General features: G+C 45.0%; 21 protein-coding genes. 6 read left to right on the top strand and 15 right to left on the bottom strand.

Annotated elements, in window-relative coordinates:
• Nucleotides 1-63: 63 nt before the first annotated feature.
• The 7 genes from AC1DP6_RS32110 to AC1DP6_RS32080 all read right to left on the bottom strand — a co-directional run bounded on the left by AC1DP6_RS32110 (nt 64) and on the right by AC1DP6_RS32080 (nt 5,943).
• Nucleotides 64-1,302 carry a sugar MFS transporter gene (locus tag AC1DP6_RS32110; protein ID WP_477058520.1) on the bottom strand — a complete coding sequence of 413 codons (1,239 nt, stop codon included), beginning with the start codon at nt 1,300-1,302 and terminating at the stop codon, nt 64-66.
• Between the two features lie 60 nt (nt 1,303-1,362).
• The gene (locus AC1DP6_RS32105) at nt 1,363-2,145 is read right to left on the bottom strand and encodes an L-fucose dehydrogenase (protein ID WP_477026586.1); all 783 of its coding nucleotides are present in this window, start codon (nt 2,143-2,145) and stop codon (nt 1,363-1,365) included.
• A 20-nt stretch (nt 2,146-2,165) separates the two neighbouring features.
• On the bottom strand, nt 2,166-2,993 hold the full coding sequence (locus tag AC1DP6_RS32100; RefSeq protein ID WP_477058519.1) for an amidohydrolase family protein: 828 nt from the start codon (nt 2,991-2,993) through the stop codon (nt 2,166-2,168).
• Nucleotides 2,994-3,124: 131 nt separating this feature from the next.
• Nucleotides 3,125-3,454, bottom strand: a complete 330-nt coding sequence (locus AC1DP6_RS32095; RefSeq protein ID WP_477058518.1) for an L-rhamnose mutarotase — start codon at nt 3,452-3,454, stop codon at nt 3,125-3,127.
• Between the two features lie 5 nt (nt 3,455-3,459).
• Nucleotides 3,460-4,311 (bottom strand): fumarylacetoacetate hydrolase family protein, encoded by an 852-nt coding sequence (locus tag AC1DP6_RS32090; protein ID WP_477058517.1) that lies wholly within the window; start codon nt 4,309-4,311, stop codon nt 3,460-3,462.
• 24 nt (nt 4,312-4,335) lie between these two features.
• Nucleotides 4,336-5,082: a hypothetical protein gene (locus AC1DP6_RS32085; RefSeq protein WP_477058516.1), complete on the bottom strand. Its 747-nt coding sequence runs from the start codon at nt 5,080-5,082 to the stop codon at nt 4,336-4,338.
• Between the two features lie 75 nt (nt 5,083-5,157).
• Nucleotides 5,158-5,943 (bottom strand): SDR family NAD(P)-dependent oxidoreductase, encoded by a 786-nt coding sequence (locus AC1DP6_RS32080; protein WP_477058515.1) that lies wholly within the window; start codon nt 5,941-5,943, stop codon nt 5,158-5,160.
• A gap of 143 nt (nt 5,944-6,086) precedes the next feature.
• Between AC1DP6_RS32080 and AC1DP6_RS32075 the strand changes: the two genes are divergently transcribed.
• Entirely contained in the window at nt 6,087-6,764 is a 678-nt protein-coding gene (locus AC1DP6_RS32075; RefSeq protein WP_477058514.1) for a M15 family metallopeptidase, read from the top strand.
• Between the two features lie 2 nt (nt 6,765-6,766).
• Here the strand turns inward: AC1DP6_RS32075 and AC1DP6_RS32070 are convergent, their stop codons facing one another.
• The 6 genes from AC1DP6_RS32070 to leuC all read right to left on the bottom strand — a co-directional run bounded on the left by AC1DP6_RS32070 (nt 6,767) and on the right by leuC (nt 12,842).
• Nucleotides 6,767-7,159: a hypothetical protein gene (locus AC1DP6_RS32070; RefSeq protein ID WP_477058513.1), complete on the bottom strand. Its 393-nt coding sequence runs from the start codon at nt 7,157-7,159 to the stop codon at nt 6,767-6,769.
• 123 nt (nt 7,160-7,282) lie between these two features.
• Nucleotides 7,283-8,788 carry a 2-isopropylmalate synthase gene (locus AC1DP6_RS32065; protein WP_441577321.1) on the bottom strand — a complete coding sequence of 502 codons (1,506 nt, stop codon included), beginning with the start codon at nt 8,786-8,788 and terminating at the stop codon, nt 7,283-7,285.
• Nucleotides 8,789-8,815: 27 nt separating this feature from the next.
• A complete protein-coding gene (gene leuB, locus AC1DP6_RS32060) occupies nt 8,816-9,895 on the bottom strand; it encodes a 3-isopropylmalate dehydrogenase (RefSeq protein WP_477058512.1) in 1,080 nt (359 codons plus the stop codon).
• 60 nt (nt 9,896-9,955) lie between these two features.
• Entirely contained in the window at nt 9,956-10,555 is a 600-nt protein-coding gene (gene leuD, locus AC1DP6_RS32055; protein ID WP_477058511.1) for a 3-isopropylmalate dehydratase small subunit, read from the bottom strand.
• 15 nt (nt 10,556-10,570) lie between these two features.
• Entirely contained in the window at nt 10,571-11,320 is a 750-nt protein-coding gene (locus AC1DP6_RS32050) for a class I SAM-dependent methyltransferase (RefSeq protein WP_477058510.1), read from the bottom strand.
• A 115-nt stretch (nt 11,321-11,435) separates the two neighbouring features.
• Complete coding sequence (gene leuC / locus AC1DP6_RS32045) at nt 11,436-12,842, bottom strand: 3-isopropylmalate dehydratase large subunit (RefSeq protein WP_477058509.1); 1,407 nt, start codon at nt 12,840-12,842, stop codon at nt 11,436-11,438.
• Nucleotides 12,843-12,995: 153 nt separating this feature from the next.
• Between leuC and AC1DP6_RS32040 the strand changes: the two genes are divergently transcribed.
• The gene (locus tag AC1DP6_RS32040) at nt 12,996-14,549 is read left to right on the top strand and encodes a hypothetical protein (RefSeq protein WP_477026574.1); all 1,554 of its coding nucleotides are present in this window, start codon (nt 12,996-12,998) and stop codon (nt 14,547-14,549) included.
• 54 nt (nt 14,550-14,603) lie between these two features.
• Nucleotides 14,604-15,173, top strand: coding sequence for an NADPH-dependent FMN reductase (locus tag AC1DP6_RS32035; RefSeq protein WP_441577327.1), 570 nt, complete (start codon nt 14,604-14,606; stop codon nt 15,171-15,173).
• Here AC1DP6_RS32035 and AC1DP6_RS32030 read toward each other — a convergent pair.
• Entirely contained in the window at nt 15,162-16,289 is a 1,128-nt protein-coding gene (locus tag AC1DP6_RS32030) for a hypothetical protein (protein WP_477058508.1), read from the bottom strand. The genes AC1DP6_RS32035 and AC1DP6_RS32030 overlap by 12 nt on opposite strands.
• Before the next feature lies 1 nt (nt 16,290).
• Nucleotides 16,291-16,932 carry an ABC transporter ATP-binding protein gene (locus AC1DP6_RS32025; protein WP_477058507.1) on the bottom strand — a complete coding sequence of 214 codons (642 nt, stop codon included), beginning with the start codon at nt 16,930-16,932 and terminating at the stop codon, nt 16,291-16,293.
• A gap of 448 nt (nt 16,933-17,380) precedes the next feature.
• Between AC1DP6_RS32025 and AC1DP6_RS32020 the strand changes: the two genes are divergently transcribed.
• The 3 genes from AC1DP6_RS32020 to AC1DP6_RS32010 all read left to right on the top strand — a co-directional run bounded on the left by AC1DP6_RS32020 (nt 17,381) and on the right by AC1DP6_RS32010 (nt 21,517).
• Complete coding sequence (locus AC1DP6_RS32020) at nt 17,381-18,355, top strand: ribonucleoside-diphosphate reductase small subunit (RefSeq protein ID WP_441577330.1); 975 nt, start codon at nt 17,381-17,383, stop codon at nt 18,353-18,355.
• A gap of 118 nt (nt 18,356-18,473) precedes the next feature.
• The gene (locus AC1DP6_RS32015; RefSeq protein ID WP_477026570.1) at nt 18,474-20,849 is read left to right on the top strand and encodes a ribonucleoside-diphosphate reductase subunit alpha; all 2,376 of its coding nucleotides are present in this window, start codon (nt 18,474-18,476) and stop codon (nt 20,847-20,849) included.
• A gap of 113 nt (nt 20,850-20,962) precedes the next feature.
• Nucleotides 20,963-21,517, top strand: a complete 555-nt coding sequence (locus tag AC1DP6_RS32010) for an ester cyclase (RefSeq protein WP_477058506.1) — start codon at nt 20,963-20,965, stop codon at nt 21,515-21,517.
• Nucleotides 21,518-21,525 lie beyond the last annotated feature (8 nt).

Here is a 21,525-nt window from a genome sequence, read left to right as displayed (position 1 = left end):
TCCTCTTTTGTGTAAGGAAGTTACATGTTTTTGCGGATTATGTATTAAAAAGAAATCAATTGATTAGATCCTCTTGTAGCCTTTCCAGCCGTACAGGAATACGATGACAAAGCAGAAAGTAGGGATGCCGTAAGAGACAGCCAGTGACTGCCATTCCGTTACAATACCCATTATATAAGGTACGGAAGCACCACCTACAATTGACATTACCTGGAACGAAGCACCACGTTTGGTATGTTTTCCCAGATCTTTTACCCCCAACGCAAAAATAGTGGGGAACATAATAGACATAAAGAAGAAAACAGCGATTAACGCATATACAGACGCCGCACCGCTACCAGTCATTACAAAAGCACATAATGCCACGTTAATAAATGCATATAGTGCCAGTAAGTGATTAGGAGCAATTTTACGCATCAGCGCTGTACCTACGAAGCGGCCACCCATGAATAACGCCATCCCTATTGCTAACAGGTAAGATGCTTTTTCAGTGGTAATACCATGCCAGTAAGCAGTTACATAGTTAATAAATAATGCGCCCACACCTACCTGTGCTGCAACATAAAAGAACTGCGCCACCACGCCCAGCACAAAATGCCGGTGAGCAAAAAGCGGGCGGGTATCTTCCATTACTTCTTTCCCTTCCTGCTCTGCTTCTTTAATTTCCGGTAAAGGTGTTTTATAGAAGAAAGCTGCAATCAGCAAAACAACGATACCAATTACGATATAGGTCAACTGCACAGTAGTCAGATCTCCTTTGCCGCTACCGAAAAATAATTTACCGCCAATGATAGGTCCCAGGAAAGAACCTAGGCCATTAAAGCACTGTGATAAATTTAAACGTTGCTCAGAAGTTTCTTTAGCACCCAATACCGTTACATAAGGATTGGCAGCCGTTTCCAGGCAAGCTAATCCACAGGCCAGTATAAATAATGCCAGCAAAAAGAAATCGAAATTAAGCGCACTGGCAGCCGGATAAAAGAGAAAGGCACCGATAGCATACAGCAACAAACCCAGGATAATTCCTTTCTTGTAGCCGAATTTGTTCATGAACATACCTGCCGGCAATGCCATGAGGAAGTAAGCGCCAAAATAGGCACCCTGTAATAATGTGGAACGCTTGGTCGTAATGTTCAATACTTCCTGGAAGTGCTTATTCAGCACGTCCAGCAAACCATAGGCCAGGCCCCATAAAAAAAACAGGCTGGTTACTAAAATAAACGGGAACAGGTAGCTACCCGGTTTAACGCCGGTATCTTTACTGCTGGTATAGGTGGAATTACTTACTGCGCCTCCGGCCATAACGAAGAATTTAATGTTTCAGGTGAATGTATATTGATAACGTGTATTGGCTCTTTATCCTTAGCTGATGGATCTGTCGAGATGCGTGTAACCGCCATCTACGTATACTATTTGTCCGGTTGTATGTGATGAACGTGGTGATAGCAGGAATACTGTAGTGTTAGCAATTTCCGCGGAGGTAGTCATTCTTTTTTCGAATGGAATTTTGGCGGTAATGGAAGCCAGTTTCTCCTGTGGATTTGGTAAAGAGTTGATCCATGTTTCATACAGTGGCGTCCACACTTCAGCAGGAATCACGGTATTGATGCGTATGGAGTATGGCAGCATTTCTACTGCCCATTCGCGGGTCAATGCATTAATCGCTCCTTTGGAAGCTGCATAACCGCTGGTGTTACCCTGTCCGGTGCTGGCTACTTTAGATCCGATATTTACAATGTTTCCTTTGGTAGCTTTCAGGTAAGGCAATGCAAAATGAGCCAGGTTGTAGTAGTGGGATAAATTATTCTGCAGTGACTGCATGAACTTTTCCGGGCTACCGCTTTCCAGGCCTACGCCATCATTGGCACCGGCATTGTTTACCAGGCCATCAATTTTACCATACGTGGCTACAGTTTCAGCGATCACTTTTTTACAGTCTTCCACTTTCCCAAGTTCTGCAGTAATAGCGAGTGCTTTACCGCCAGCGGCGATAATTTCGTTTACTGTTTTTTCGTTATCCGCCGTGCTTCTGCCGGCAATGACAGCAATGCCACCTTCTGCCGTGATCAGTTTGGATATTGCTTCTCCAATTCCTTTGGCGCCACCGGTAACAATAATCACTTTCTCCTGTAATCCTAAATCCATAGTATGTATGATATTATTTTTTATAGATGATAAAATGAGAGCGCGTTTCCTCCCATTATCTGGTTTTGTTCTGTTGTTGATAAGGTGCTGATAAAATGGGTAACAATTCCTTTTACCTCGTGGTATTCCGCTGCCAACAGGCACACGGGCCAGTCAGAACCATACAGCAATCTGTTGGCACCAAAAGCTTCGAGCGCCACTTCCAGGAATGGCCTGAAATGTGCCGGCTCCCACTGCTGCCAGTCGGCTTCTGTTACGAGACCACTCAGCTTGCAGTATACATGCGGCGACTGTGCAATGCGGCGCATATGTGCAGCCCATGTTGCCAGTTCACCGGCTTTTATATCCGGCTTGGCGAGATGATCTATGATCAGCGCCTGCTCCGGAAACTGCAACACAAATTCTTCTACTGCAGGTAACTGTTTCGGATATACGAGAATATCATAAGTAAACCGATGCTGCGATAACGCTTTGATACCACGGCAAAAATGTTCTCCCAGAATAAACCGGTTATCTTTTTCTCCCTGTACAATATGGCGGAAGCCTTTCAGCTTCGGATGTGCTGCATACTGTAACAGTTGTTCATTAATATTATCGGCGCGAAGGTCTATCCAGCCTACCACTCCTTTAATGATATCATGCTTTTCTGCGAGCGACAATAAAAAGGCGGTTTCATCTGCTGATTGATCTGCTTGTACGGCAACACAACCATGGACACCATTGTCTTCCAACACCGGCGCCAGATGTTCCGGTAAAAAATCCCGGCGGATCACCTGCATGGAATCATCTATCCAGGCGTCGCGGACAGGCTCATATTGCCAGAAATGTTGGTGTGCGTCAATAACCATGTAAAGATTGAATTGAGAATCACGAATTACAAATTACGAATTACGGATCTGTGCGGAGATATAAGCGACCTTCGCGTTTACTATCTCCGCACAGATCCGTAATTCGTAATTTGTAATTCGTGATTCATATCCTATAATGCAAAGATTTGATCCATAATAATCCACTTCTCTCCTTCTTTCGCTACCGGCAATGCCTGCTGGTATTTCCACATCAGCTGCTCCCATACCTGTACGGCAGGATTAGCGGCATCCATGGCATCTTTACGTTCAAAAGAGAAGGTATCGTCTACTTCCATGATCATAAACAGGCGGTTACCGGAACGGTAAATATCCATTACGGTAATACCACTGTCGGTGATACTCTTCTTAATTTCAGCAGATACGTTGCGGTGATACGCTTCATATTCGCTGATCATCTGCGGGTCATCTACCAGGTCCAGTGCCAGACAATATCTTTTCATAATTACTATTTATATGCTACGGCTGTTTGTTTGGAAGTACCCAGGCCATCGATACCCAGTTCAATTACATCACCCGCTTTGAGGAATACCTGTGGATTCATACCCAGGCCCACACCTGCCGGTGTACCGGTAGAAATGATATCTCCCGGGAGCAGGGTCATAAACTGGCTCAGATAAGATACTACAAATGGAACATTGAAAATGAAGTTAGACGTGTTACCATCCTGCATTTTCTGACCATTAACGGTCAGCCATAAACGAAGATTGTTTACATCTGCTATTTCATCTTTGGTAGCAAGCCATGGACCCAGGGGAGCAAACGTATCACAGCTTTTACCCTTCACCCACTGACCACCTCTTTCGATCTGGAAAGCTCTTTCGCTATAGTCGTTATGCAAACAGTAACCGGCTACATAATCCAACGCATCTTTTTCTTCTACATAGCTGGCTTTTTTGCCGATAACTACTACCAGTTCTACTTCCCAGTCAGTTTTCTGACTGTTGCGTGGAATCACCAGGTCATCATTCGGACCTACCAGTGCGGAAGTGCTTTTGAAAAATACGATAGGTTCTGCCGGAATAGCCGCATTGGTTTCCCGGGCATGATCAGCATAGTTAAGACCAATACAGATAATTTTGGATGGGCGCTGAAGAGGCGATCCCAAACGGGTACCGGCAGGCACCTGCGGGCATTCGCCGGCATGTGCGGAAAACCATTTGGACAGGCGGGCCAGTCCATCAGTGGCGAAGAATTTTTCTCCGAAATCTTCACCAAATGCACTTACGTCTAACATACCTGCATCTGTTACAACACCCGGTTTTTCTTCTCCCGGTAAACCAAACCTGATCAGTTTCATTTCAATATTTTTTTATTGTTAGTCTTACTTTATTTCTTTCAATGTTTTCACCTGCAATCTTCCGTTTTCCACATGCAGATCGATCACGGGTTCTGCTTTACCATCCGCTACAAAAGAGAAGTATACATGATCCACCTCTCCTGTTGGCTGGATCACTGCTTTAGATCCTTTTGGAACAGGCATATACATGCTCTTTCTGATCCCACCGTATTCTACATACAGCTCTACGCTGTCTGGTGATGCATCCCGTTTAATTTCTGCAATAAAATCTGCCAGGATTTTTCCCGACTGGAAATTCTTGCTGTACTTCTGCAGCATTTCACCACCTGCGGTTACTTTACCAAGCCCCATGGAATCTTCCATATAGCTCCAGATACGTTTATCAGGAGAAGCAAACCATAATATTTTCAGGTCGTTTTTTTCACTCACGGATGCGTGATAATAACGTGGCTGATGGTTCGCTTTCATCACCCCTACATAGCAACTGTTGGGTGCATCCCATAATACCTTATAGAGGTCTGCATCTGCGGCGTTGCTTAACAGGCTCTGTTCAAAGGTTTTTTCCTTTTCCTGACCATTTATTTTAAACTTAATGGTTACCTGCGCTGTATCTTTTTCACGGTCTTTAATCGTTACTGCTATTGTTCCTGCCGGTGTGGCTGGATGTACGGCTGCATCCGTTGTTGCGTTACCGTTAGCATTTTGATTCCCTGAATTACAAGCAGATAATACGGCTATTGCTATTGCCAGCCCTACTCGAAAATGTTGCATGATGTAAGTAAAAATTAATGAATGAATAACTTGAAAGATACGGGTAATCGTCCGCACTTTGAAACGGTCATTACATTAATTATTGAGCCTGATAAATCCACCATCAATCGGATAGTCGGTACCGGTAATAAATCCGGCCTCATCGGAACACAGGAATAAAGCCAGATGACCCACTTCCACCGGTTTCGCCATACGGCCAATCGGTTGTGTTTTGCTCAGCTTTTCAAACATTTCTGCTTCTTTGCCCGGATAGTTTTTAGCGATAAAACCATCTACAAACGGTGTATGCACCCTTGCCGGGGATACACAGTTGCAACGGATATTAGCGCCCAGGTAATCTTTTGCTACAGACAAGGTCATCGTCAGCACCGCGCCTTTACTCATAGAATAAGCCAGTCTATCCGGTATGCCCACACTGGAAGCAATAGATGCTACGTTGAGGATCACACCGCCACCCTGTGCTTTCATCTGTTTAATAACTGCATACATACAGTTATAAGTACCTTTTACATTTACCTGGTATACCCTGTCGAAGTCCTGTTCACCTGTATTTTCCAGGTTACCCACATGGGCAATACCTGCACAGTTTACCAGGATATCCAGTTTGCCAGCTGTTTTCACAATACCATCCATCACACCTATCACTGCGGCCTGGTCGGCTACGTTGCAGGCATGCACGGTCGCTTCACCACCTGCTGCTTTGATTTCTTCCGCCGTAGCTTTACCACCTTCCTCATTCAGCTCTATAATGTGCACCTGTGCACCCTGAGATCCAAATGTCTTCGCTATTGCCTGTCCTATACCGCTACCACCACCTGTGATAACTGCCACTTTATTATCTAATCTGAACAGTTCCATCATAAAAATTTTAAGGGTTCTAAAATACCTATTAATATAAGGTGATTGCAATTGTATTTTCACTGTATTTCATACTTTCTTGCCTAATTTTTGCAAAATTCAATAATTACGCAAGAATTTGGGCCTTTTTCCGGAATTTTAAGCCCATGAGAATATTCGGGATACTCACGCTCCTATGTGCCTTTTTAAGCCAGGCCAATGCACAAAAAATACCAGTTAATAAATACGGATTGGCTGTGCTCAGCACCCGGCAGCAATATGATCAACTGATAAAAGCCGACAGTAATCAACTGCTGGTGAACCTGGAACATTATATACCGGGCATTCAAAAAGACGTCCGGTATGCTACCACCAACAATTTCACCAAACAAAAGCTATATACCAAAACAGATATCTATATGCGGTTACCTGCCGCCAAAGCGCTGAAAGCCGTACAGGAAGTACTGCGTAAGAAAGGATATGGCCTGCTGATCTATGATGCCTACCGGCCTTATCACGTCACAGAAGCCATGTTTAAGATCGTTCCAAACGACCTGTACGCTGCCGACCCCAGGAAAGGATCGGGACATAACCGCGGCGTGGCGGTAGACCTGAGTATGGTAAACCTGAAAACAAATAAGCCCGTGGCCATGCCTACGGACTTCGATGACTTTACCTCAAAAGCACATCAGAACTATAACCCCGCAGATCCGGTGGTAGCAGCTAACCGCAAATTACTGCGGGATACAATGAATCGATTTGGCTTTAAAGGAAGTACCACAGAATGGTGGCATTATTATCTTCCTGATTATAAAAAATATCCGCTGATGGATATCTTCTTCTAAAACTACCGGATAACAACGGTATCTGTCCGGTTCGGAACACCCTCCCATTTAAGGTAGTAGATACCTGCATCGGGGGGAATAAATACATAAGTTTTGGATAGCGTCACCGTCATCGCCGGACAGACAGTACAGGCATTGAAAACCGATTCCGCTTTTATGGTAACAACGTTGCCCGTCTTTGACTCCACCATCTTATTAATAGAATAACAACTGCTGCCCAACGTGCAGGCCACATCAAAGAAAGCCCCATCCTGCCCGCGTATACCGGATGCAGAAGTACCCATATACCGCACACTCTTGATATTAGTTAGTTGATATTGTGAACAGCTGTCTCCCCCTTTTTTACAGGCAGGGAAGATCAGCAACACCAGGAAGAGTATAAGCACCGTTCTCATCAGCCGAAAGTATTATTATCAAGTAGAACGGGCTGTAGGGGTAAAAGTTACTGAGGGGAATATGAATTTAGTGTTACCCGGGTGAGCAACACTACCTTCCTATTCCCCCCTGCGATCTTTTTTCTAGTATATCTTATTCAATGCATCCACATAGGCGTGTACAGAAGCGTTCACAATGTCTGTGGATATGCCGAAGCCATAATAGGATTGTCCGTTATGTTTTACGCGCATATTCACTTTGCTCACATCATCACTACCTCCGCGCATAGACTGTATATTAAATTCATCCAGTTCAATATCATCCTTGATGATATTGTGGATAGCGTTGATAGTTGCATTTACCGGACCATTACCTGCGGCACTGGCTTCTCTTTCTTCGCCGTTGATGCGCAGCTTCACGGTAGCCATGGGGCGCAGCGGATCACCGCAAACCACCTGCAGTAATACTACCTTAATGGCGTTTTCTTCATATGTTTTGGCATCTCCATCGCCCATCAGTTCCAGCAGATCGGCATCACTGATTTCCTTTTTGGTATCGGCCATCAGCAGGAAGCGCTCATACACTTCGTCCACATTTACGCGTTCCAGGTTGTAGCCCAGTCGGGAAAGGTGATGTTTCAGCGCATGACGTCCGCTGCGGGCAGTCAGGATAATGGAGTTGGAATTGATCCCTACGTCTTCCGGATTCAGGATTTCGTAGTTTTCGCGGTGTTTCAGCACCCCATCCTGATGAATACCGGAGCTATGCGCAAATGCGTTACGGCCCACAATAGCTTTGTTGGGCTGCACCGGCATGTGCATCATCGTTTCTACCAGATTACTGATCTCGTAAATTCCTTTTGAATTGATCTGGGTATGATAGCCCAGCGCATGATGCGTTTTCAGGATCATCGCTACTTCTTCCAGGGAGGTGTTACCGGCACGTTCGCCGATACCGTTAATTGTACATTCTACCTGGCGGGCGCCATTGATTACGCCAGCAATGGTATTGGCTGTAGCCAGACCAAGGTCGTTATGGCAATGCACTGAGATAATCGCTTTATCGATATTGGATACGTGATCTACCAGGTATTTGATCTTAGCGCCATACTGATCCGGCAGGCAATAGCCATTGGTATCCGGAATGTTGACGGTGGTGGCACCTGCAGCAATAACGGCTTCGATCATGCGGGCCAGGTATTCGTTGTCTGCGCGGCCTGCATCTTCTGCATAAAATTCTATATCATCYGTAAACTTGCGGGCATACTTTACAGCAGCTACTGCACGCTCCAGGATCTCGTCACGGGTACTGTTGAATTTATATTTGATGTGCATATCGGAAGACCCGATACCGGTATGTATACGACCACGTTTTGCAAAACGTAATGCGTCAGCGGCTGCATCTATATCTTTGGTATTGGCACGGGTTAATGCACAAATAACCGGTTCTGTAACAGCTTTGGAAATTTCCACCACACTCTGAAAATCGCCGGGGCTGGAGATGGGGAAACCTGCTTCTATAATATCTACGCCTAATGCCTCAAGTTTCTTTGCTACTTCAATTTTTTCTACGGTAGTCAGCTGACAGCCGGGGACCTGTTCTCCATCACGCAAGGTGGTATCAAAGACGTATACACGATTTTTATCCATGATAAGTGTAATAATTTTATTGAATGATTAATTCAGATTCTCTAATACTTTGGCACCCATAGCGTCTGTACCCATCACGAAATCGTTCACAATATGTTTGTTAGCGATATCCATGGTCCTATAACCCTGTCTGAGTGTAGCTTCCACTGCTTTAATCACTCTTTGTGATTCTGTTTTCAGGCCAAAAGAAATATCCAGCATGAGGGCAGCAGATAAAATAGAGGCCAGCGGGTTGGCGATGCCTTTACCGGCAATATCATGTGCAGAGCCGTGAATAGGCTCGTAGAAACCGATGCTGTCGCCTATAGAGGCAGAAGCCAGCATACCCATAGAACCGGCTATCTGAGAAGCTTCGTCTGTGAGAATATCACCAAACAGGTTACCGGTAACGACTACATCAAAGCGTTTAGGATCTTTGATCAGCTGCATAGCGGCATTGTCGATAAACATATGTTCTGTTTCCACGTCCGGGTATTCTTTCGCAATTTCCTGTACCACTTCTCTCCAGAGACGGCTGGCTTCCAATACGTTTGCTTTATCCACGGAGCACAGCTTTTTGCGGCGGGAACGCGCTGCTTCATAAGCTTTGCGGGCAATACGTTCTACTTCATAGCGGTGATAAATCATCAGATCAGAAGCTGTATTGCGGTCAGCAGTTCTGATCTTTTCGCCAAAATATACATCACCGGTCAGCTCCCGGAAGAAGAGGATATCTGCACCACGCAATATTTCGGGCTTAATGCTGGATGCTTCCAGCAGTTCATCAAATAATTTTATCGGGCGAAGATTGGCGTACAATCCCAGTTCTTTCCTGATCTTCAGCAATCCCTGCTCTGGTCTTACTTTCAGTGTAGGATCGTTGTCATATTTAGCATGACCGATAGCTCCAAACAGGATCGCATCTGAATTTCTTGCTTTCTGCAATGTCTCTTCCGGTAGGGGATCCCCGGTAGCTTCAATCGCTACGTGTCCCATGATACCTTCTTCGAAGGTGAAAGTGTGATGATAGTTTTTTGCAATGGTCATCAGCACTTTCTGGCCCCATGCTGTCACTTCCTGTCCGATCCCATCGCCGGGTATTACTAGTATTTTCTTCTCAACGCCCATATAGCTTTTAGAATTTAGCTTTTAGCTTTTAGTCTTTAGCGGATACTCCGGTAAAGATTGTTAGAAATTAAATGGTCTTGTGGATTCGTATTGTTCAATTTCCTGACGGAGACTGAGCAGGTAATCAATATCATCGTAGCCGTTCAGCAGGCATGTTTTTTTATACTGATTGATATCAAAGCTTTCTTTTTCGCCGCTGCCCACGATTTTAATAAACTGGTTGTCGAGGTCTACTTCCAGTTCAGCGTTGGGATTGGCTTCTATGGCTTTAAAAATTTTATCCAGGAAGTCATCGGATACCTGTACCGGCAGAATGAAGTTATTGAGGGCGTTATTTTTGAAGATATCTGCAAAAAAACTACTCACTACTACCTTAAAACCTGCATCTGCAATGGCCCAGGCAGCGTGTTCACGGGAGGAACCACAACCGAAGTTTTTACCTGCTACCAGGATCTTACCACTGTAGAGAGGATTGTTCAGTACAAAGTCTGTTTTAGGTGTATTGTCGGCATTATAGCGCCAGTCACGAAACAGGTTTTCGCCAAAACCATCCCTGGTAGTAGCTTTCAGGAAGCGTGCCGGGATGATCTGATCTGTATCTATATTTTCGATGGGTACAGGTACCGCAGGTGAAACGAGGTGTTGAAATATTTTACTCATGATGAATTTTACTGTTTAAATTTTTGTGGCAGCTACACGTAAGCGAACATAGTCGGCATACAGATCTCCGTCTCTCATCAGCTTCGGGGCCAGCTCGTGCTGTACCTGCTGCAGAATAGCACCTTTATCCTTTTCCGGTACGCCGGCAAAAAAGTGACCACCAAACATCTCCAGCCAGTCGCTGATGCCCGTTTCCGGGTCTACCAGCTTGGATGGGCGATCAAAGAAGTGTACCCGGTCTATTCTAAATCCTGCCTTTTCCAGCAGGGTAATATATTCTGCGGGAGAAGGAAAATACCAGAATGGTTCGTAGGTATATCCCCGTTGTTGCATGGCTTTTTCCAGTGCAGTCAGAATACGCTGTACATTGCCTTTACCGCCCATTTCAATCACCAGTCTGCCGCCTTTTTTCAGGTGTGTATACATCCTTGCTATCGCCTTTTCTTTTTCACGTACCCAGTGCAGCGTTGCATTCGAGAAGATGCCATCAAACTGTTGTGGTAAGGCAAATGTAGTGGCATCCGCTACTGCAAAAGATACTTCCGGGTAATGAGCACTGGCGCTTTCTATCATCGCTGCAGAAGCATCTATGCCAGTAACGATCGTCCCTTTCTGCGCCAGTTGCGCCGTCAGTTCGCCGGTACCACAACCCAGGTCCAGTATGGCTTCTCCGGCCTGCGGCTGCAACCAGTCAATCAGGCTGTTACCATATTCAAACACGAAGGCATGTTTCTCTTTATATAAGTCTGCGTTCCATTGATCCATATAGCTTTTAGCTTTTAGCAGTTAGCTGTTAGTGTGTCTTCAACTGGTGTGTGACAGGCACGCCATGTTTCTTTGATACTGTCCGGAAAGCTTGTTAGCTAAAAGCTAATGGCTATCAGCTAATAGCTAATAGCTCTCTTACATCTGTTACCTTACCAGTAATCGCAGCAGCAGCAGCGGTAAGCGGACTTGCCAGGAAGGTGCGGGCATTGGGCCCCTGACGACCTTCGAAGTTACGGTTAGAGGTAGAGATGCAATACATGCCGGCAGGCACCTTGTCTTCGTTCATGGCCAGGCAGGCGGAGCAACCTGGTTCACGCAGCTGAAAGCCTGCTGCCGCAAAGATCTTATCGATCCCTTCTTCCTTAGCCTGTGCTTCTACCTGTTTAGACCCCGGTACAATCCATACCACCACATCATCTGCTTTATGTCTGCCTTTCACGAAATCTGCTACCAGGCGTAAATCTTCAATACGGGAATTGGTACAGCTGCCAATGAAAACATAGTCCACTTTTTTACCCAGCAGTTCTGCGCCGGGTTCCAGGTCCATATATTCCAGTGATTTTTTGAAAGAAGGTCTTTCTTTCTCCTCCAGTTGCTCCAGGGAAGGAATGTGGCGGGTAACGCCCATGCCCATACCCGGGTTGGTGCCATAGGTAATCTGTGGCTCTATGTCGGCGGCATCGAAGGTGAGTATCTTGTCAAATTCGGCGTCCTGATCGGAATACAACGTTTTCCAGAAGGCGAGGGACTGATCCCAGTCGGCTCCTTTAGGTGCAAATTCCCGGCCTTTGATATAATCGAAGGTGGTATCGTCCGGTGCAATCAATCCTCCACGCGCACCCATTTCTATGCTCATGTTGCAGATCGTCATGCGTGCTTCCATACTGAGACTCCGGATCGCTTCTCCTGCATATTCCACAAAGTAGCCGGTAGCTCCGGAAGCGGATATTTTAGAGATAATGTATAAAATGATGTCTTTAGAGAGTACGCCTTTGCCCAGCTGGCCGTTCACTTCGATCTTCATGCGCTTAGGCTTGTATTGCAGGATACACTGGGTAGCCAGTACCTGTTCTACTTCTGAGGTACCGATACCAAAAGCTACGGCGCCAAAAGCACCATGGGTGCTGGTATGGCTGTCGCCACATACGATGGTCATGCCTGGCAGGGTGATGCCCAGCTCAGGTCCTATCACGTGCACAATGCCCTGGAACCGGTGACCCAGACCATACAGTTCTACGCCGAATTCTGACGTATTCTTAGTCAGCATTTCCACCTGCTGGCGGCTTAATGTTTCCTTAATGGGCTGGTCCTGGTGTAGGGTAGGTACGTTGTGATCCGCTGTGGCCCTGGTTTTAGCGGGACGAAATACGGGGATACCACGTTTCCGTAGTCCGTCAAATGCCTGGGGGCTGGTTACCTCGTGAATAAAGTGCGTGTTGATATACACGGCATCGGGATGCCCCGGCTTACTCACCACGATGTGGCCATCCCAGATTTTATCAAATAACGTTTTTCCCATCCTTTTGCTTCCTTTTAGAATTGTTTATACCTTCAAATCTAACGGTCATTAATTAATTGCCATATCGTTAAATTTGCTTTAATTACAACCTTTAACAGCCCTAGATATACATTAATATATTGTTTATCAGTCATTTACAAGATTTTAATAACGATGCCCAACAGTCAAAGTGACGCCTTATTCATATTAATAAAAACACTAACCAAAGCGGAAAAGCGCAATTTTCAGCTGGCGTTCAATAAAAACAACACCAAGGAAGACGTACTATTCATCCAGCTTTTCACTACCCTGGACAAAATGAAGGAGTATGATGAGGAACAGATATTAAAGAAAATCACTGATATCAAGAAACAACAGCTGTCTAACGTAAAAGCACATCTTTACAAACACCTATTGTCCAGTTTGCGGCAGTTATATAAACAAAAAGACCCACTCATCGACCTCCGGGAACAACTGGATCATGCCCGGGTACTTTACAACAAAGGGTTATACAACCAGAGTCTGAAAATACTGGCCAAAGCCAAAACAATGGCACTGGAGCAGGAAGAGGTGATGCTGACATATGAAATCGTGGAGTTTGAAAAACTGATTGAGTCCCGCCACATCACCCGCAGCCTGGAAAACCGCGCGGAGGTGCTCAGCGCAGAATCAAGACAGATAGAGCAACAGCTCACCAACATCAGCCGCCTTTCCACCCTTTCCCTGCGTATGTATGGCTTGTACCTGAAACTGGGACATGCCCGAAATGAACGCGATGGTGAAATGGTGAAGTCATTTTTCGAAAGTCAGCTGCCGGCGTTACAACACGCTCATATGAGCTTCTACGAGAAAGTGTATATGTACCAGGCTTCCAGCTGGTATTACTATATTCTGCAGGACTTTGTGATGTATTACCGTTACACCCAGAAATGGGTGGACCTGTTCCGCAAATATCCTTCCCTGCAGCAAACGGACATGGACCTGTACATCAAAGCGCAGCATAACCTGCTAACCGCACATTTCTACACATCCAATTCTGAAAAGTTCAAGTCAGCCCTGCAGGACCTGGAAGATTTTATTCAGGCAAACCAGGACAACTTTCACGAAAACACACGCACCTCTGCTTTTGTATATTTATATACAGCCAAAATAAACCGCTACTTCCTGGAAGGCACATTCAGTCAGGGTTTGGCCATGGTACCGGAACTGGAAACCGAGATCAGTAACCATACACTGAAAATAGATCAGCACCGGGTGTTGGTATTCTATTATAAGATAGCCTGTTTGTACTTTGGTAGCGGAGATAACAGTAAAGCCATTGTCTATCTCAATAAAATCATTAACCTGAAAATTGGTAACCTGCGGGCAGATATACAATGCTTTGCCCGCATCCTGCACCTGATTGCACATTATGAACTGGAGAATTACAGCCTGGTAGAATACCTGATTAAATCCGTGTATCATTTCATTTCCAAACATAAAGATCTTGGGCTGGTGATGGAAGAAATTATGAAGTTTTTACGCCGGTATATTTATGCCAATCCAAAAGCATTGCGTAATGCATTCGTAGACCTGAAACAAAGGCTGGAACAGATTTCGCAGGACCCTTACGAACGCCGTTCCTTTCTTTACCTGGATATTATTTCCTGGCTGGAAAGTAAAATTGAAAGTATCCCGGTACAGGAAGTAATTCACCGCAAATTTGTGAATAAAGAGAAACGGATATAGATACTTTTTTCTCGGAGGGAAAATCTATATTAGCGGACATAAATCTATGATCATATGTCCGTTGAAAAAGAATACCATTTTGTTGCCATCTCCGGCAGTCTCCGTAAAGGTTCCTATAACACCATGGCGCTGAAAGCGCTGCAGCAGCATGCTCCTTCTCATATTAAAATTGAGCAGCTGCATTTCGATAATATCCCTTTTTATAATGCGGATCTGCATACAGAACAATTACCGGAAGAAGTGGTGCCGCTGGTAAAAAAGATTAAAGATTCAGATGGAGTGATCATTGTTTCTCCGGAATATAACTACTCTATTCCCGGTGCGCTGAAAAACTTCATAGACGTGGTGTCCAGGCATCCTGACAAACCGTTCAGTGAAAAAGCGGTGGCTATTATGGGTGCATCGCAGGGGCAGATAGGTACAGCCAGGATGCAATATCATTTACGGCAGGTGATGGTATTTTTGAATGCTTATGTGATCAACAAGCCAGAGATCATGATTGGTCATGCACAAAACAAATTTGATGCATCCGGTAATCTCACCGATGAATTTATCGGTAAACAATTACCGTTGTTACTGGAATCGCTTGCAAAGTTGAGTGATAAAATGTCATCAGGAATTTAATTCTATATAAGGTTCATACTGACGATATTTTTTAAAGAATATAATGGCCGATGCTGTCTGTAACAAAAAGATAGCCGGCCATTCGTAATGTGGGAGGATCATGAATAATACAATGAAAGAAGTGAGCAGGGTATATCTTACATGTACTTCCGGATTCATCTTCGGAAAAAACAACATGGTGCGGAATAAGATGAGCAATGACAAAGCAGTGGCAAAAACAGTGACGAGGCCTATGGCCGATGTTTTCGTATAGGCGTTCACAGTAATCATAATCATCTCCGGTAAAAACATAATAACATATACACCTATAAGCCGCAGATAATGCGTGAATAATTTAATGGGGAGATTTTCCATGAAATTAAGATAGGTATCATCGAATGCACGGTGGTGTACCATCAGCTGCATATGTACCAGCACGCTGAGCATCACGCCTATCTGCAATCCACGCAGGTCGAAATATTCACCTTGCCGCATTACCAGGAACGTAAGCCACAATACGCCGGCAGAGAACAATTTAACACTGACAATGCGCTTCGGAAAATTGGAGAGTAGTTCGTACAGAAAAAACAATACGGGTGGTTTGGTGAAATGCCGGTTGATCCAGCGTTGCAGGTGACCGGTAAAAAAGATAATATCCGGCTGCGACAGTTTTCTTTCATATAACGCTAACGGCCATATGCAGTTGGCGATATTAAGGAGCAGGATCAGTGCAGCGGGTATGTAATAGTGCTGTTGTATGGCAAACAGGAAGGCAATACCTGCATATACCAGTACCGGCATATAGATAGCGGTATGCAGCAGGAACCAGATGCGTATACGGGCTGGTTTATGAATACTGCCCATGGTGGGGTAGAGAAAATCAAATCCCTGTATTTGAAATGTTTTCAGGATAAATCCGCTGCATTTCAATGCGTAGGCGGTCCACAGCAACAGTACAATGAAAAGGAAGGTATAATTGCCGAGGAAGCCCAGCATTAATCCTTTATGATAGGCTAAGAGGTTGGCGCCGTTAACGACGCCGAACAGGACATAAAACAATACCAGGAAAAATCCGGTATTCTGAATATAAAACCTTTGGGTAAATATTTTACTGAGTATCGCTGAAGTGGTACGCATATTAACTGAGCGTAATGTTTTTATGAGCAACTTTCAGTGTGCCCGTTACCGTTAATTCTTCCGCATCCAGTGGCTGGTGGGAAGTGATACAAAAAGAAACGCCTTTGGCGCTATACGTGCGGATCAGGTCATACAAGATGGCCAGCGCCCGGGTATCTATGGTGATTAATGGCTCGTCCAGCAGGATAAGGGCTGGGTTACCGGTGAAGGCCAGCAACAATGACAGCTTTTTGAGCATACCACTGGAGTAGGTGCTTACGGGGTTATTAACATAGATATCCACACCCAGGCTTTCACTGATTTCACGAATGTCGTCCCTATTACCTCCTTTGGTATTCAGGTACAGGTCCAGTAAGTCACGCCCGGTAAGGAAAGAGGGATATAGTGGCTCTGCTTCCCCGTAGTTGATCAAGCGGCGAAACTCCACCGGGTGTTCTCGGCTGCTCACATTACCCTGGAGTACTATTTCCCCTTTAAAAGGGATTAAACCCGCCATCACCTTCATGCAGGTGGTTTTGCCGGCCCCATTTTCGCCCTGCATCCAGTAGATGCCAGCAGACAGCTCCAGTCGGGCAATATCCAGGATGGGCACATCCTGGTAGTTCTTTTTAACAGCGCGAAAGGCAATAACCGGTTCGGACATACGTAATAGCTTAAAAATGTAAATATGAAAAATTAACGCATATATATACACTATGCAGGCGCTTTTTAACAAATATTTTTTTCGGAGCTTTTTTGGGGTTGAAGTTCATGCGGTTAGCGGCAACAGGGGAAAAAATGTCATATATGCCAGTATCTGAGCAGGTGCATTTCACATGCGAATGATATTACATATGCACTACCTCCTTATTCCGTGAAACATGCTATGCCACTATACTGCGAGAATGTTCATTATCTTTTTCCACACCTGTTGAAAACTTAAAAGTGACACCCATAACTGGATGCTTACATTTGTAATCCTGAGCGTATGGATTTTAGGATGCAAGAATGTTGAAATATGATTTGTGTGAGGAGAAGAGTGTAGATTTCAGTATGCTGACCCCAAACAGAAAAACCAAAAACCTTCGACAGTACCCATAAAATAATTAAGAATGAGTAACGAGAATGAAATTCTTTTAAAAGAGAACAAGGATCGTTTTGTGCTATTGCCGATCAAATACCCGAAGATTTGGGAGCAATACAAAAAGCACGAAGCAAGTTTCTGGACAGCGGAAGAAATAGATTTAAGCAGTGACCTTAAGGATTGGGCAGCACTGAATGATGGTGAACGTCATTTTATATCTCATGTACTGGCGTTTTTTGCTGCCAGCGATGGTATTGTAAATGAGAACCTGGCGGTAAACTTTATGAGTGAGGTACAGATCCCGGAAGCCCGTTGTTTTTACGGTTTCCAGATTATGATGGAAAACATCCACTCTGAAACATATGCTTTGCTGATTGACACCTATGTGAAAGATCCGGCAGAGAAAGATCGTTTGTTCCACGCTATTGACACCGTACCTGCTGTGAAAAAGAAAGCAGAATGGGCATTGCGCTGGATTGAGAACGGCAATTTTGCAGAGCGCCTGGTAGCCTTTGCAGCCGTAGAAGGTATTTTCTTCAGCGGTAGTTTCTGCTCTATTTTCTGGTTAAAGAAAAGAGGCCTGATGCCTGGTCTGACCTTCTCTAACGAGCTGATCAGCAGGGATGAAGGACTTCATTGCGAATTTGCCTGCCTGCTTTACAGCATGCTGGAAAATAAGCTGAGCGAAGAAGCTGTACATGGCATTATCCGTGACGCCGTAGCTTATGAAAAAGAATTTATTACAGAAGCCCTGCCGGTTGGGTTGATCGGTATGAACGCTGACCTGATGTCGCAATACATTGAGTTTGTTGCCGACAGATGGATCGGTGAACTGGGCTATAGCAAGATATTCAACGCGTCTAACCCATTTGATTTCATGGAAATGATTTCATTACAGGGCAAGACCAACTTCTTTGAAAAACGTGTGGGAGATTACCAGAAATCCGGCGTAATGGGTGGTACTAAAGAGTCACAGACATTCAGCCTGGAAGAAGATTTTTAGATAGCGTTTAGCTGTTAGCTTTTAGCTTTTATGTTAAATGCAGCGAACAAACACAATTTACTAACCTCCTTTGGCTAATAGCTAACTGCTAATAGCTAAAACCTAAATTCACAAACCCATGTTCGTAATCAAGAGAGATGGCAGGAAAGAAGCAGTGAAATTTGATAAGATCACTGCCCGTATTGAAAAACTATGCTACGGTTTCAATACAGAATATGTAGATGCAATAGATGTAGCAAAAAAAGTAATACAGGGTTTATATGATGGGGTAACCACCAGTGAACTCGACAACCTGGCTGCCGAAACAGCCGCTTCCCTCACGACCAAACACCCGGATTACGCTCTGCTGGCTTCCCGCATAGCTGTAAGCAATCTGCATAAGAATACGATTAAGTCGTTTTCCAAAACGATGAAGAAACTGTATGATTATATTGATCCTAAAACAGGTAAGTCAGCCGCTTTGCTGTCTGATGATATCTGGGAGATCATTACTAAAAATGCAGACATCCTGGATTCAAGCATTATCTACGACCGCGACTTTGCGTTTGATTACTTCGGTTTCAAAACCCTGGAGCGCTCTTACCTGCTGAAAACAGACGGTAAAATACAGGAACGTCCGCAGCATATGCTGATGCGTGTTTCTGTAGGCATTCACAAAGAAGACATTGAGTCTGCCATCAAAACATACAACCTGATGAGTGAGCGCTGGTTTACACATGCCACGCCTACCCTGTTCAACGCAGGCACTCCAAAACCACAGATGTCTTCCTGCTTCCTGCTTACCATGCAGGACGACAGCATCGAAGGTATCTACGATACCCTGAAACAAACGGCTAAAATTTCCCAGAGTGCCGGCGGTATCGGTTTAAGCATTCATAACATCCGTGCTACAGGGTCTTATATCAGTGGTACCAATGGTACTTCCAATGGTATCATTCCTATGCTGCGCGTATTCAACGATACAGCACGCTACGTAGATCAGGGTGGTGGCAAGCGTAAAGGCGCTTTCGCTATCTACCTGGAACCATGGCACGCCGACATCTACGAATTCCTGGATCTGCGTAAGAACCATGGTAAAGAAGAGATGCGCGCCCGTGATCTGTTCTACGCCCTCTGGATGCCAGACCTGTTCATGAAACGTGTAGAAGCCAATGGCGACTGGTCATTATTCTGCCCGCATGAAGCACCAGGACTGCACGAATGCTGGGGAGAAGAATTTGAAGCATTGTATGCCAAATATGAACAGGAAGGCCGTGCCCGCAAAACCGTGAAAGCACAGGACCTCTGGTTTGCCATCCTGGATGCACAGATCGAAACCGGTAATCCATACCTGCTGTATAAAGATTCTGCCAACCGCAAATCCAATCAGCAGAACCTGGGTACCATCAAGAGTTCCAACCTGTGTACAGAAATCATCGAATACACTGATGCAAACGAAGTAGCCGTATGTAACCTGGCTTCTCTCGCATTGCCACGCTTTGTAATTGATGGTAAATTTGACCATGACAAATTATACGAAGTAACTTACCAGGCTACCCTGAACCTGAATAAAATCATCGACAATAACTACTACCCTATTGAAGAGGCCAGACGCAGCAACATGCGCCACCGCCCTGTAGGGTTAGGTGTACAAGGTCTTGCTGATGCGTTTATCCTCATGCGGTATCCGTTTGAAAGTGCTGAAGCAAAAAAACTGAACAGCGAAATATTTGAAACCATCTACTTCGCCGGTTTAAGCGCTTCCAACGACCTGGCTAAGAAAGACGGTGCCTACGAAACGTTCCCTGGCTCCCCTTCTTCCAAAGGTATCCTCCAGTTTGATATGTGGGATGTAAAACCCTCCGCACGCTGGAATTGGGATAAACTGAAAAAAGCAATCGTAAAAGATGGTATCCGCAACTCCCTGTTGCTGGCACCAATGCCGACTGCTTCTACTTCCCAGATCCTTGGCAACAACGAGTGTTTTGAACCATACACTTCCAACATCTACACCCGCCGTGTACTGAGTGGTGAGTTTGTAATCGTTAACAAACACCTGTTGAAAGACCTGGTAGAACTGGGCCTGTGGGATAATGAAATGAAGACGAAGATTATTTCGCACAATGGCTCTATCCAGAACATTGCCGAAATACCAGCAAATATTAAAGAACTGTACAAAACAGTTTGGGAAATCAAACAACGTAACCTCATTGACATGGCAGCCGATCGCGGTGCTTTCATCTGCCAGTCTCAGTCACTGAACCTGTTTGTTGATACCCCAACCAACGCGAAACTTACCTCTATGCACTTTTACGCCTGGAAAAAAGGTTTGAAAACAGGCATGTATTATCTGCGTACTCAGGCTGCCACTCAGGCAGTACAGTTTACCGTGGAAAAACAAGGTGGTCAGCAAATGCAACCTGTGGTTGCCGCCGGTGGCGACAGCGCAGAAGAAGAAATCATCGTAGGTGCAGTTTGCACCATGGAAGAAGGTTGCGTTACATGTAGTGCATAAGGGTTTATGTAAGTATAAATGCGAATCCCTGGCTGAATGGCCAGGGATTTTTTTGTGTCCGTAAAAGAACCTATCCAGCATTGCATTGTTATATTACTTCAATCCCCTTTATTATGAAAAACTACTTCTTCTTCCTTCTGACGCTTTCTTTGCTTGGCTGCCAACAAAATGACAGCCACCTCCAAGCCAAAGTAGATTCGCTGCAAAATGCCCTGCAACAGGCCACTGCCGACAAAACTATCACCGCAGAGCGCCTGCAACGCTTCGACACCCTGGACTTCGATTTCTATAGCCACCAGCAATGGGACTCCCTAAGCATCAGCCACGCCGCTGACATAGTGGTCACCTACCCCGGCGGCAGCCAGACGAAAGGCCTCCCCGACCATATTAAACAACTGGAACCACTGTTTGTATTTGCTCCTGATACTAAAATAAATACCCATCCGGTAAAATTTGGCTCCGGCGACTGGACCTGTGTCATCGGTGAAATGACCGGCACCTTCTCTAAGCCAATGCCGATTGCCAACGGAAAAACAATTCCTCCTACCGGTAAATCTTTTAAACTCAGCATGTGTACGGTAGGACATTGGCAAGGTGGTAAAATGAGCGAGGAAATATTGTTYTGGGATAATGCATCGCTGATGCAGCAGATAGGGTTAGGAAAATGAGCCCAATC

This window comes from Chitinophaga sp. 01L420 (assembly GCF_056399985.1).
This window is presented reverse-complemented; position numbering and strand designations above follow the sequence as displayed.

Coding starts and splice junctions, on each gene's coding strand:
- AC1DP6_RS32110 (WP_477058520.1), bottom strand. CDS start 1,302: ATGGCCGGAGGCGCAGTAAGTAATTCCACCTATACCAGCAGTAAAGAT.
- AC1DP6_RS32105 (WP_477026586.1), bottom strand. CDS start 2,145: ATGGATTTAGGATTACAGGAGAAAGTGATTATTGTTACCGGTGGCGCC.
- AC1DP6_RS32100 (WP_477058519.1), bottom strand. CDS start 2,993: ATGGTTATTGACGCACACCAACATTTCTGGCAATATGAGCCTGTCCGC.
- AC1DP6_RS32095 (WP_477058518.1), bottom strand. CDS start 3,454: ATGAAAAGATATTGTCTGGCACTGGACCTGGTAGATGACCCGCAGATG.
- AC1DP6_RS32090 (WP_477058517.1), bottom strand. CDS start 4,311: ATGAAACTGATCAGGTTTGGTTTACCGGGAGAAGAAAAACCGGGTGTT.
- AC1DP6_RS32085 (WP_477058516.1), bottom strand. CDS start 5,082: ATGCAACATTTTCGAGTAGGGCTGGCAATAGCAATAGCCGTATTATCT.
- AC1DP6_RS32080 (WP_477058515.1), bottom strand. CDS start 5,943: ATGATGGAACTGTTCAGATTAGATAATAAAGTGGCAGTTATCACAGGT.
- AC1DP6_RS32075 (WP_477058514.1), top strand. CDS start 6,087: ATGAGAATATTCGGGATACTCACGCTCCTATGTGCCTTTTTAAGCCAG.
- AC1DP6_RS32070 (WP_477058513.1), bottom strand. CDS start 7,159: ATGAGAACGGTGCTTATACTCTTCCTGGTGTTGCTGATCTTCCCTGCC.
- leuB (WP_477058512.1), bottom strand. CDS start 9,895: ATGGGCGTTGAGAAGAAAATACTAGTAATACCCGGCGATGGGATCGGA.
- leuD (WP_477058511.1), bottom strand. CDS start 10,555: ATGAGTAAAATATTTCAACACCTCGTTTCACCTGCGGTACCTGTACCC.
- AC1DP6_RS32050 (WP_477058510.1), bottom strand. CDS start 11,320: ATGGATCAATGGAACGCAGACTTATATAAAGAGAAACATGCCTTCGTG.
- leuC (WP_477058509.1), bottom strand. CDS start 12,842: ATGGGAAAAACGTTATTTGATAAAATCTGGGATGGCCACATCGTGGTG.
- AC1DP6_RS32040 (WP_477026574.1), top strand. CDS start 12,996: ATGCCCAACAGTCAAAGTGACGCCTTATTCATATTAATAAAAACACTA.
- AC1DP6_RS32035 (WP_441577327.1), top strand. CDS start 14,604: ATGTCCGTTGAAAAAGAATACCATTTTGTTGCCATCTCCGGCAGTCTC.
- AC1DP6_RS32030 (WP_477058508.1), bottom strand. CDS start 16,289: ATGCGTACCACTTCAGCGATACTCAGTAAAATATTTACCCAAAGGTTT.
- AC1DP6_RS32025 (WP_477058507.1), bottom strand. CDS start 16,932: ATGTCCGAACCGGTTATTGCCTTTCGCGCTGTTAAAAAGAACTACCAG.
- AC1DP6_RS32020 (WP_441577330.1), top strand. CDS start 17,381: ATGAGTAACGAGAATGAAATTCTTTTAAAAGAGAACAAGGATCGTTTT.
- AC1DP6_RS32015 (WP_477026570.1), top strand. CDS start 18,474: ATGTTCGTAATCAAGAGAGATGGCAGGAAAGAAGCAGTGAAATTTGAT.